The 13012-nt window shown below is 54.7% G+C and carries 5 protein-coding genes; 3 read left to right on the top strand and 2 right to left on the bottom strand.

Annotated features, from left to right (window positions below; genetic code table 11):
• Window positions 1-4863: non-ribosomal peptide synthetase (locus AADEFJLK_RS13465; RefSeq protein WP_211299216.1), on the top strand; the 4863-nt coding region annotated here is incomplete at its 5' end.
• Entirely contained in the window at window positions 4860-9857 is a 4998-nt protein-coding gene (locus AADEFJLK_RS13460) for a non-ribosomal peptide synthetase (RefSeq protein WP_103974631.1), read from the top strand. The genes AADEFJLK_RS13465 and AADEFJLK_RS13460, both read left to right, overlap by 4 nt.
• A 484-nt stretch (window positions 9858-10341) precedes the next feature.
• On the opposite strand, the gene AADEFJLK_RS13450 is transcribed toward AADEFJLK_RS13460, so the two are convergent.
• Together AADEFJLK_RS13450 and AADEFJLK_RS13445 are read right to left on the bottom strand one after the other, a co-directional pair.
• Complete coding sequence (locus tag AADEFJLK_RS13450; protein WP_088620737.1) at window positions 10342-10869, bottom strand: hypothetical protein; 528 nt, start codon at window positions 10867-10869, stop codon at window positions 10342-10344.
• Between the two features lie 617 nt (window positions 10870-11486).
• A complete protein-coding gene (locus tag AADEFJLK_RS13445; protein WP_103974629.1) occupies window positions 11487-12014 on the bottom strand; it encodes a hypothetical protein in 528 nt (175 codons plus the stop codon).
• A 645-nt stretch (window positions 12015-12659) separates the two neighbouring features.
• Here AADEFJLK_RS13445 and AADEFJLK_RS26225 point away from each other — a divergent pair.
• Window positions 12660-12911, top strand: a complete 252-nt coding sequence (locus AADEFJLK_RS26225) for a transposase (protein WP_249028045.1) — start codon at window positions 12660-12662, stop codon at window positions 12909-12911.
• Window positions 12912-13012 lie beyond the last annotated feature (101 nt).

Raw genomic sequence — 13012 nt, 5'->3', positions numbered from 1 at the left:
CTGGAGATGGTCGTCGGCCTGCTCGCCATCCTCAAGGCGGGCGGGGCGTATTTGCCGCTGGACCCGGCCTACCCGGACGGGCGGCTGGCCTATCTGCTCGAAGACGGCCAACCCGTCGCCCTGCTGACCCAAACGGCCTTACGGGCGCGTCTGCAAGCTTTGCCGGGCGGGGGGTTGCCTGTCATCGTCATGGACGGGTTGCCGGATGCGGCGGGGCAGGGTGGGGATGACCTGAACCCTGACCCGCAGGCTTTGGGGCTGACCCCTGAACATCTGGCGTATGTCATTTACACCTCCGGCTCTACGGGGCAACCGAAGGGGGTGATGAACGGGCATCGGGGCGTGGTCAACCGTTTGTGCTGGGCGCAACAGGCCTACGGCCTGAGTGCTACTGATAGGGTGTTGCAAAAGACCCCGTTCAGTTTTGACGTGTCGGTTTGGGAGTTTTTCTTGCCGTTGTTGGCGGGGGCGCAGTTGGTGATTGCCAAGCCGCACGGCCACCAAGACCCGGCCTATTTGGCGCAACTGCTGGTGAGGGAACAGGTCAGTATGGTGCATTTTGTCCCGTCCATGCTCCAGGTGTTCCTCGACCAAACCGATTTGCCCGCCTGCCCGGCTTTGCGCCGGGTGCTGTGCAGCGGCGAGGCTTTGCCGCACGCTTTGCAGATGCGCTGCCACCGCATCTGGCCGGACGTGGAGTTGCACAACCTTTACGGCCCCACGGAAGCCGCCGTTGATGTGACGGCGTGGCGGTGTAGTCCCGAACCCGACTTGGGTATCGTGCCGATAGGCTACCCTATCGCCAACACCCAGATTTATATCCTAGACCACCACCTACAGCCCGTGCCGCTGGGCGTGGCCGGGGAAATCCACATCGGCGGCATCCAAGTGGCGCGGGGTTACCTGAACCGCCCGGCACTGACCGCCGAACGCTTCATCACCGACCCGTTCCGCAAGGACGGCAGTGGCCGCCTGTACAAAACCGGCGACTTGGGGGGGTGGCTACCCAACGGCAGCATCGAGTATCTGGGGCGCAACGATTTCCAAGTCAAAATCCGTGGCTTGCGTATCGAATTGGGCGAGATTGAAACCCGCTTAGCGGCCTATCCGGGCATCCGCGAGGCCGTGGTCATCGCCAGGGAAGATATGCCGGGCGATAAGCGCCTGATCGCCTATCTTATCCCAGAAACAGGCCACACCCCCGACCCGGGCGAGTTGCGCCGCCAACTGGCCGGGCAATTGGCCGACTATATGTTGCCCAGTGCCTTCGTCACGCTGGAACAGTTTCCGCTCAGCACCAACGGCAAGCTTGACCGTAAAGCCTTGCCTGCGCCGGACGGCAAGCATCTGCGGACAAATAGGCCGTATACGCCACCCCGCACCCACGATGAAGAGGTGTTGGCGGCGATTTGGGCGCAAATTCTGGGACTGGAGCAAGTCGGCATTGATGATGGTTTTTTCGATTTAGGCGGCGATTCCCTACGCACCATCCAAGTCCTCAATCTAGCTAAGCAACGCGGGTTGACGTTTTCTCTGGCGGAACTCTACCAGCATAACAGCATCCGCGCCTTGCTTGCCAATGTACGCGGCGACACGGTTAGCCACGCGCCTGTAATAGCGCCGTTTGCCTTACTGACAGCGGCTGACCGCCAGCTCTTACCCGCCCATGTTGAAGATGCCTATCCGCTGACGGCCTTGCAAGCCGGTATGGTTTACCACAGCGGTATGGACAGCAAAGCTTACCATCTGGTGGACTCCATCGTTTTGCAATGCCCTTGGAATAGCGAGGTGTTTAATCAGGTCATCCGCCAAGTCTGCGCCCGGCATCCGGTGTTACGGACAGCCATTGTTATAGGTCAGTTTAGTGAGCCGTTACAATGGGTGTTTGCCGAAGGGCAGACCGCCATTCCGGTCGGTTTTGACGATTGGAGCGGCTTTCCCGACACCTACCAGCAGCATTTGCTTGATGCGTGGTTAGCGATTGAAAAACAGCAAGTGTTCACGCTGAGCCAAGCGCCTTTAGCGCGTATCCATATCCATAAACTCAGCGCCACAACCTTTCATTTTGCCTTAACCGAACACCATGTAATTTTGGATGGTTGGAGTGTGGTCAGTTTATTGAATGAAATCTTCACCTGCTATTTGGCGGCACTGAAAGCAGAGCCGCTAGCCATTACCGCCCCTGCCAATGTCCTGCGCGATTTGGTGGTCTGCGAGCGGCAAGCCCTGCAAGCCGCCGCCACCCGGCAGTATTGGCAGCGGCAAGTGGCGGCTATGCCTGACGGGGAATTACCCGTTTGCGTACAGGCCTCGCCGCCGCCAGAAGCCGTCAAGCTGACGGTGCACTTAACGCCCGCGCTGACCCAAGGTTTACAGGCACTGGCAAGGTCGCTCAGCGTGCCGTTAAAAACGGTGTTGTTGACTGCCCACCTCAAAGTGTTGACTAAGCTGTACGGTAAGCAACAGGTCACGACGGGGCTAGTCTGTAGTATCCGCCCGGAAGTGGCCGATGCGGATCGGGCGTTGGGGGTGTTTTTAAACACCTTGCCGTTGGTGACGGGGCTTAAACCTAGCAGTTGGCGGGAGCTGGCCGTTCAGGTGTTCACTGCCGAACGGGAATTATTGCAGCATCGGTTTTATCCGTTGGCAGAAATCCAACGTACCCATCAGCGACCCTTGTTCGGGACGATGTTCCATTACTTGCACTATCATGTCGCTAAGGATTTGGCGCAATCTGAGGATCTGCAAGTATTGGCATGGGATGATTTTGCCCCCACCTTAACGCCTTTACTGGTGGCTTTTCAGCAAGACATCGTCGGTCAGCAGCTTAGCCTCAGTCTTTTTGCCGACCAAAACCGCTTCACGGCGGCACAGGCCGGACAGATAGCGGGGTATTTCCTGAACATATTGACCGATATGGCCGACAACCCGTGGTCTAGCCATACCCGCCAAAGCTTCTTAAGCCCAGAAGAACAGCACAACTTACTTACCCTAGCTAAAGGCACTAATGTGGATGACCCACAATCCGCCTGCCTGCCGCTGTTGTTTGAGCAGCAAGCCGCGCAAAGGCCCGATGATGTCGCCGTCAGTTGTGCAGGCCAAACCCTTCGTTATGGCGAACTCAACCGCCGCGCCAATCGGCTGGCGCACCGCCTGCTTAGCTTAGGTGTCCGCCCCGAAGACCGGGTGGCGGTCTATGCCGGGCGCAGTGTGGCTATGGTCGTCAGCCTATTAGCCATCCTGAAGGCGGGCGGGGCTTATCTGCCGCTAGACCCCAGCCTCCCTGCCCAACGGCTGGCGTACTTGCTGCAAGACAGCCAAGCGGTCTTGGTGTTGGCGCAAGCGGAATTACTGTCCGGCTTGCCAACTACGACGACCTTAGTGCCGCTACTGGCCTTGGATGCGGCGGGCAGGGTAGGGGGACCGGCCGATTATCCGGCGCATAACCCAGCACTGCCGCTGACGGGCGGGCATCTGGCCTATATCATGTATACCTCCGGCTCTACCGGACAACCCAAAGGGGTTATGGTAAACCATGGTAATGTCGTTAATTTAATCAACATGACCGACTACGCGCCGATCACGCCACAAGATTGTGTCGCCCATTGCGCCAACCCGGCTTTTGACGCGTCAACTTGGGAGATTTGGGCGGCGTTGCTCAATGGCGCAAGACTGGCGATAATCGCCCAAGATGTGGTTTTGCAGGCCCCTGATTTCAATAACACCCTGATTAACGAAGGCGCGACCGCCTTATGGTTAACGGCTGGGCTGTTCCATCAATACCTCGACGTGCTGACCCCGGCTTTTGCGCGGTTAAGCTACCTGTTGGTCGGCGGTGATGTCGTCGATTCCCAGGCCGTCAGCCGTTTATTGGCAAGCGGCACTGGCCCTGCGCACTTGATTAATGGTTATGGCCCGACCGAAACCACCACCTTTGCCAGCACTTATCAGATAACGGCGGCCACGGCGGGTACGCCCATACCGATAGGCCGCCCTATCGCCAACTGCCACATCGTTATTTTGGATGCCAATCTGCACCCTGTGCCGCAAGGGGTCACGGGCGAGTTGTATATCGGCGGGGCGGGGGTCGCCAGAGCTTATCTCAACCGCCCCGACTTGACCGCCGAACGCTTCATTGCCGACCCTTATAGCCGCACTCCCCATGCCCGGCTCTATAAAACCGGCGATTTAGGCCGCTGGTTGCCGGACGGTAACATCGCCTATAGTGGCCGTGACGATAGGCAAGTCAAAATCCGGGGCTTCCGTGTCGAATTGGACGAAATTGCCGCCCAGCTCAGCCAGCTTCCCAATGTACAGGCGGCGGTGGTCAGCGTGCGTGAAGACAGCGTGGGCGACAAACGCCTGGTGGCCTATATTATCCCCGAATCAGGCTACGGACTTAACATTGCCGACTTGCGCCAACAGCTCGCCGCGCAACTGGCCGACTATATGCTGCCCAGCGCCTTTGTGGTATTGGATGCCTTCCCGCTCACCGCCAACGGCAAACTCGACCGTCAAGCCTTACCGCCACCGGATGTCGCCGAACAACTGCAACACCGCTATGCCGAACCGCGCACCCCCACGGAGCAAACCTTGGCGGCAATGTGGGCGCAACTGCTGAATGTCCAACGGGTCGGCATTAATGACAGCTTTATCGAGCTGGGCGGGCATTCCTTGATTGCCACCCAATTGATGAGCCGGGTAGGTCTGGCCTTCGCCATTAACTTGCCCTTAAAAACCTTGTTCGAGGCCAATACGGTGGCCCAATTGGCTAAACAAGTCGATCTGGCGGTCTGGCTCAACAGCCAAACCAGTTTGCCAAACACTGCAAGCGATGTCGAATACGAGGATATAGCCCTATGATGTTAACGGAATTGCTAGGCAGCTTACGCGCCTTAAATGTCCAGTTGTTTGTCGAAAATGGGCAGTTAAGGTGTAAGGCCCCTAAAGATACGCTAACAGATACCCTGAAAACCCAGCTAAAAAACCGAAAAGCCGAGTTAATCGCCTTGCTGGCTAAGGACGGGCAGGGCAATGGCCGGATAACGCCCATCGCGCGTACCGTCCGCATCCCTTTATCTTACGCCCAACAACGGCTCTGGTTTTTAGACCAGTTAGAACCGGGCAGTGGGTTTTATACTATCCCGATGGCCTTGCGCCTGACCGGCCTATTGCACTCCGTGGCGTTAAGCCAAGCCATTAACGAAATTGTCCGCCGCCATGAAATATTGCGCACCCGCTTTGTCACTGTTGATGGCCAAGCGGAGCAACAGATTGCCGCCAGCCTGAGCATACCCGTACGCCGTGTGGACTTGTCGCACTTGCCAGACCCTACTAAGCAAACGCTGGCTGAGCGACTGTGCCGACAGGAAGCCCTTAGCCCTTTCGATTTGGCAAACGGGCCTTTACTACGGGTCTGTCTGATCGGTTTGGGTACAACCGAAGCCTTGCTGCTGGTCACCCTACACCATATCATCACCGACGGTTGGTCAGCCACTATCCTGACCCGCGAATTTGCCGCCCTGTATCAGGCTTACCGTAGCGGCCAGCCGTCGCCCTTGCCGGAACTGGCTATCCAGTATGCCGACTTTGCCTATTGGCAACGGCAATGGCTGGATGGGGCGGTTCTGCAACGGCAAACCGACTACTGGCGGCAACAATTGGCCGGGCTACCCGCATTGCTGGAATTGCCCACCGACCAGCCCCGGCCAGCGGTGCTGGGTCATCAGGGGGCGAACCAACACTTTAGCTTACCGCCCGCCCTCGCGGCGGCTTGTCATCGGCTGAGCCGCGAGTCCCAAACCACGTTGTTCGTCACCCTATTGACGGCCTTTAGCATTTTGCTGGCCCGCTACAGTAACCAGAACGATTTGGCTATCGGTACGCCGATAGCCAACCGCCAGCAATTGGCGACCGAAAACCTGATCGGCTTTTTCGTCAACACCTTGGTGCTACGCGCCGATTTGTCAGGTAACCCCACGTTTAAAGGCTTGCTCAGCCACCTCAATAATACGGTACAGGCGGCGCAAGACCATCAGGACTTGCCGTTTGAACACTTGGTCGGACTGTTGCAGCCGGAACGCCATTTAGGCCACAGCCCCTTGTTCCAAGTCCTGTTCAGTTTGCAAAACAGCACCAAACAGCCCCTGCCGCCCTTAGCGGGTTTGACCATCAGCGGTGTGGAGAGTGCGGGTGTCAGCGCTAAATTCGAGTTGAGCTTACATATCAGCCAAGCTGCCGACGATGGCCTAAGCGGCCTGATCGAATACAATACCGCGCTGTTCGGTGCTGCCAACATTGCCCGTATGGCGCAACACTTTCTGAACCTATTGCAGGGCATTATCGGCCATCCTGAGCGCCCTGTTATGCAGTTGCCGCTGTTAAGTGACGGTGAACGCCAGCAACTATTACGCGGTTTTAATCCGCCCCGCACCGACTATCCCCAACACCTGTGCATCCACCAGCGGTTTGAGCAGCAAGCCGCGCAAACCCCCGCCGCCATTGCCCTGATTTGTGCAGGCCAACACCTGAGCTATGCCGAACTTAACCGCCAAGCCAACCGCCTCGCCCATCGCCTGATCGCCCTGGGTATCCGGCCCGATGACCGGGTCGCGCTCTGTGCCGAACGCAGTCTGGCGATGGTGGTGGCGATTATCGCCATCCTGAAGGCGGGCGGCGGCTATGTGCCGCTAGATCCCAGCGACCCAGACCAACGTTTGGCCTATCTGCTCACCGATAGCCAGCCCTTGGCCTTACTGAGCCCCAGCACCCTGCAACCGCGCTTGCAGGCGTTGTTGCCCAACCCTATGCCTAGCCTTGCCCTAGACGGGCTGGCTACCGAAACCGACCCGAACACGCCTGACACTAACCCGTACATCGAGGGTTTAACCAGCCAGCATCTGGCTTATATCATGTACACCTCAGGCTCGACCGGGCAAGCGAAGGGCGTGATGGTTGAACACCGCAATGTCATTAACTTGGCCATTAACAGCTATGCGCCGATTACCCCTAACGATTGCTTAGCCCATTGCGCAAATCCGGCTTTTGACGCGTCGACTTGGGAAATCTGGGCAGCGTTACTGAATGGGGCGCGTGTAGTGCTGGTGCCGCCTGCCGTGGTCTTAGAGGCCGGACTGCTCAGAAATACCCTGATGGAAAATGGCGTAACGGCGTTATGGCTGACGGTCGGCTTGTTCAGGCAGTATTGTGCCGAACTTAAGCCCGCATTCCGCCAATTGACGTATTTGCTCATCGGCGGCGATGTGGTCGACCCCGGCACAGCCGCCAGCCTGTTGGTCAGCGCTGACCGCCCCCAACACCTGCTAAATGGCTATGGCCCTACCGAAACCACGACCTTTGCCAGCACCTTTACCATCAGTGCGGCCAGCCCCGGCCAGCCCATCCCCATAGGCCGCCCCATCGCCAATAGCCAAATTTATATCTTAGACAACGAGATGCAGCCCGTCCCCCTAGGCGTGGCGGGCGAAATCCACATCGGCGGGGCAGGGGTGGCACGGGGCTATTTGCACCGCCCGGAACTGACCGCCGAACGCTTTATCGCCAACCCGTTCGGGTCTGGTGACAGCCAATCTGACCGCCTCTATAAAACGGGCGATAGGGGTAAATGGTTGCCGGACGGCACTATCGGGTATCTGGGGCGTAATGATGCGCAAGTCAAAATCCGGGGCTTCCGTATTGAGCTGGGCGAGATTGAGGCGGCCCTGTGCCGCTGCCCAGGTGTGCGTGAAGCGGCGGTTATCGCGCGTGAGGACAATCCGGAGGAGAAGCGTTTGGTCGCCTACCTACTTGCCGAACCCGGCCACACCCTAAGCCCCGCCGAGCTACGCCGCCAACTCGCCGCACAGTTGCCGGATTATAGCCTGCCCAGTGTTTTCGTCACTTTAGAACAATTTCCGCTGACCGCCAACGGCAAGCTGGCCCGTAAGGCCTTGCCCGCCCCTGACGGCAGCAGCACCGTCACGCAGGACTATGAAGCCCCGCAAGGCGATACCGAGATAACAGTCGCCCGCCTCTGGCAAGACTTGTTGCAAGTAGACAAGGTAGGGCGGCACGATGATTTTTTTGCTTTGGGCGGCCATTCGTTATTGGCGGTACAACTGATGTCGCGGTTACGGCAAAGTTTAGCGGTGGATATTCCTGTCCGTAACCTATTTGCCCATCCGGTACTGGCGGCATTTGCGGCCGCTATCAGCACTGAGCGGCCAGCGGCCAGCAACTTAGTTCCCATTAGCCCGACAGGCAACGCCCATCCGCTGTTTTTAATCCACCCCGGCAAAGGCGAGATTAACTATGCGCGGGAACTGGCGCAGTGGCTGGATGCCGACATCCCAGTTTATGGCTTGGCCGCCAGCGGCTTTGGTGTAGGCGAAAGCCCTTTACCGACCGTCGAAGCCATGGCCGCCTGTTATATCCGCGCCATCCGCAAGGTTCAGCCATTCGGTCCCTACCGGATTGCCGGCTGGTCGGCGGGTGGGATCATCGCCTATGAAATCGCCAACCAACTGCTAGGTGCAGACCAAACAGTGGAATTTGTCGGCCTGCTGGATACCGCGTATTACGACGGCCCAGAGCGCCACAGCACGGACAGCGAATTTTTGCTGGAGTTGCTGGCATTTGATGCGCCGCCCGCCCTTAATAGCCAATTACAGCCATTAACGCTTAGCACTGATTTGGACGGGCTGCTGGATTATTGCCGAAACGCCGATTTTCTGCCTAAGGACATAGACAACGCCACCGCCAAACGCTGGCTAGCCGTGTATAAGGCCATTAGCCAAGCCGTTAGCGCGTATTGCCTTTATCCCCCGTCTTTTCCGGTGACGCTGTTCGCCGCCCAAGACAACCCCGCCTGTGCCGCCATAAGCCAAGCATGGCAAAACTTCATTGGCGAACCGCTAACCATTATCCCTGTAGCAGGCAATCATCTGTCGATGATGGCACCGCCGCATAGCCAGCCACTGGCGAAAGCCTTAAGCCAAGCCTTGCAAAAACCGCTAAGCCAAACCCTACCCGAAAGCCGTTATATACCGACAATTATGATCCAAAGCGGTTTAACCAAAGCCCCGCCGCTGTTTTGTGTGCCGGGGGCGGGAGCCAGCGTCACGGCATTTTATGCACTGAGCCTAGCGCTAGACCCGAATCTACCGATTTATGGGCTACAGCCGCGTGGCTTAGAAGGTTGTTTAACACCGCATAGCGATGTGGCCGCCGCCGCTGCGGCCTATATCAAAGCCATGCGTGCCATAACCCCCGGCCCCTACCGTTTGCTGGGGCATTCCTTTGGCGGCTGGGTCGCTTTTGAAATGGCCGTGCAACTCATCCAACAGGGGGCGGACATTACCGCCCTGATCCTGTTGGACAGCGAAGTGCCGACAACGCCAGATGCACTCATAAGCCACCATAACCGCATTGACATGTTAATGGCTTTGGTAGGATTATTTGAATTAAGCAGCCAGCAACCGCTAGGGCTGAGCGCGGGCGATTTTGTGCCGCTGGCTAAATACGCCCAACTTACCCTGTTGCTGGAACGCTTAATTGCCGTCAAACTGATGCCGCCGAGAACCTCCCTGCAAACCTTGCACGGTATCGTCCGGGTGTTTGCCAGCAATTGGCAGACACCCTACACACCTGAGCAACCCTATTTAGGGCCATTGCATCTGTTCAACGTCGCCGAGGCCGGGCAAGATAGCACTGCCGACGCTAGCGGCCAGCGTCTGCGCTTATGGCAACAATACGCCCCCAACGCGGCGCTAAGCCTAAGCCCCGGCAACCATATCAGTATGCTCACCGCTCCGCACGTTTCACAGTTAGCGCAACAGCTAAGGCCTTTGTTAAGATAGGCGGGAAGGCGCATAAAATAAAGCTAAAGACTGTCGTTGTAGGTCGGGCACGCGGTTTTGCCCGACAGGAGCCGTGCGGTTTGCCATACCCTTTGTTTATGCCATTGCCCTTTAAACCTTAAGGGGGTAGGAGTGTTTACTTCTCTTCTGGCGGAAGGGGTAAATGTCCGGCAAAACCGCGTGCCCGACCTACGCGGCTTAGCTTTAACGTTATCGGCGCGGGTTTGGAAAAGGGGGCGGTTTTTGGGGTTTTTAATAACATCAAACAGTTACGGCAAACAAAGAAAAACCGCTCATGATATTGATTTATAAGTGAAAATAAGTTTTTAGGTTAAGCGAGTCCTCCGCTCCGGTCTATGCCAACCAAAAAGTGGCTGGATAAACCTTGTCCATGTCCTATGCCGTTCCGACAACAACCGCTATAAAAAAGGGTAACAGCCCTAAGGCTGTTACCCTCAAACGGCTACAGACCGCTAATCAGCGCTTACTGGGCGCAATCGAAAGAGGTGCCGTAAACCGTGTCGCGGCTACCTGCGCCACAGACGAATTTTTCATGGAAATGCAGTTCAGGATAACCTGCTTTCTTGATTTCCCCGAAGACGATGTAGCCATAAGCGCCCGCTGACGGGAAAGTGAAGCTGGAGGTCAGACCAGGCGCCCCATCGATATCCGTTTGGGTATAGGCGGTCAGAGCCGGAAAAATGTGGATAATAGGCGAGTTAAAGTCTTCTTTTTTCAGCTTTACGGGGATGGTGATCAGTTCGATCTTATCGCCGGCAGACACATCCAAAAAGACCGATGAATCGATATCGCCAATAACGGTTTCGTGGGCGGCATAAAAATCATTGCCGTTAGGTTGGCCATGAATGACCGGTTCAACATGCGAACCGACGCCAATAATGTAGCCGTTGCTCAAGAAACGCAGTTCGTGGGCTTGGGCAGTGCAAGACAAGGCGCTGATTGCTGCCGCTATAGCCAACAAAGACCATTTTTGACGACTTGATTTAATCATATTTATTTCTCCAGATAGTTATAAAAAAGTGTATTACGCTTGCACCAGCGAAGCCGTTTTTTACCGAGGCTATGCCATATACAAACTAAGCTGACAAGAAAAATTCTTGTGTTCAGAAACCCGTCAATAATGGGTTTCTTATAGCCATAATGCACAGGCTATGCCAAAAAATGGCGTTTATGCCTGCCGCTACAATTTAACTTATTGATTTAATTATCTGATTTAAGTTATTGAAGGAGAGGGGCGTTTTTATTATCGGTCTTATTTAGGATAAAAAAATAAAAATAATAGGTGAGGTCAATAGCTCGGTGATTAAATAAAAAAATCTGTAGCAAAGACAAAAAAACGCGCGTTTCTATAATAAAGAATGGCTAAAATGTGTGATTTGCCCTACTTTATCTATTGTTTAAAAACCGAAGGCCTTATTCTGCGTGGCTTCCAAGCTTAGTAAGGTATATGGCCCTATAGGTGTAAGGGATATGCCACAAAGAACGGCGTTTGTTGGGGTATAGCGGCAATATTTCCTACCCAAAAACGGAGATAAACCCGCCGTCATGAAAAAGGGGTAACAGCCCGTCGGCTGTTACCCCAATTATCTATAAACCGCTAATCAGCGCTTACTGGGCGCACTCGAAAGAGGTGCCGTAAACCGTGTCGCGGCTACCTGCGCCACAGACGAATTTTTCACCGAAAAAGAGGGTAGGGTAGCCCACTTTTTTTATTTCGCCGAATACGATGTAGCCATAAGTACCGGCTGTCGGGAATGTGAAGCTGGCAGTCAGGCCGGGGGCATCATCAATAGTCGTTTGGCTATAGGCGGTCAACGCCGGGAAGATTTGGGTGATAGGTGCGTTATAGTCTTCTGTGCTCAGCTTTACGGGAACCGTGATCAATTCTATGGTATCGCCCGCAGACACATCCAAAAAGACCGATGAATTTATGTCGCCAATGACGGTTTCGTGGGCGGCATAAAAATCATTGCCGTTAGTTTGGCCATGAACGACCGGTTCAACATGCGAACCGACACCAATAATGTAGCCATTGCTCAAGAAACGCAATTCGTGGGCTTGGGCAGTGAAAGAAAAGGCGCTGATTGCTGCCGCTACAGCCAACAAAGATAGTTTTTGGCGACTCAATTTGATCATGTTTATTTCTCCAAGTTTTTATATAAAACAATATTTCGCTTGGCAAAGCCAATATTTTTTACGGAAGCTATGGCCTATGCAAGCTAAGGTCACAAGAAAAATCTCTTGTGGTAAGAAAACGGCAAAACCGATTTCTTACTGTCATATTGCATAAGCTATGCCAAAAAAATGGCTTGTCTAACTGCCCCAATAATTTAACGCATTGATTTTATGCAATGATTTAAATCATTGATACAACTGATGATTTTTATTATTGATACTATTTTTAATAAAAACCAAAAATAGTAGGTGAGGTAAATTACGGAAGCCCAGGCAAAAAAATAGCCAGAAAAAATACAAAAAAAGCGCGTTTCCATAACAAAAAAAATCGAAAGTGTGTCATTTGACCTGATTTATATTTTTTTTAAAAACTTTATGCCTTATTCTGTGCGGCTTCCAAGGCGAGTAGGGAATATGGCACTATCGGCATAAGGGATATGCCACAAAGCGAAGGCCTATTGTTTGCGGGGAGGAGATGGGGTTTACTCGATGATCAGGTTTTTTGGCGTTCGTTTTCGGAAGGCCTTTGGGTCTTGCGTTCCGTGCCATGCCGTTAATAACGAGTGGCTCAATATGTGTTTTGAGGTCTTTTGCTAAAATCGCCGAATGGAAACCTCAATCATCATAATCAAACAACTAGCCAGTAAAGCCCACTGTTACCCGACCATCCGGCCGTTACGTTGGGCAGGTGGTATCACCTGCCCGCATTGCGGCGGCACGGCACGGCGGCGACGGAAAAACCGCCCGCCTTCGGCAGGGTCTAACGCACGGAGGAAGCCGTCATCAGGATGCCCGACAACGCATAACAGGCCGCTATCAAACCCTCCCATTGTCAATCAAACCAGCAAATTTGATTGACGAAATGTCTGGCGGCATCAACATGCCGCTGATAACCTAACCTTTTCTATCGGCTATTTGGAAAAGGCAATGACCACCAACCCTGACGTAACTCCTGATCC

This window comes from Methylovulum psychrotolerans (assembly GCF_002923755.1).
In the GTDB taxonomy this organism is placed as follows: Bacteria; Pseudomonadota; Gammaproteobacteria; order Methylococcales; family Methylomonadaceae; genus Methylovulum; species Methylovulum psychrotolerans.
This window is presented reverse-complemented; position numbering and strand designations above follow the sequence as displayed.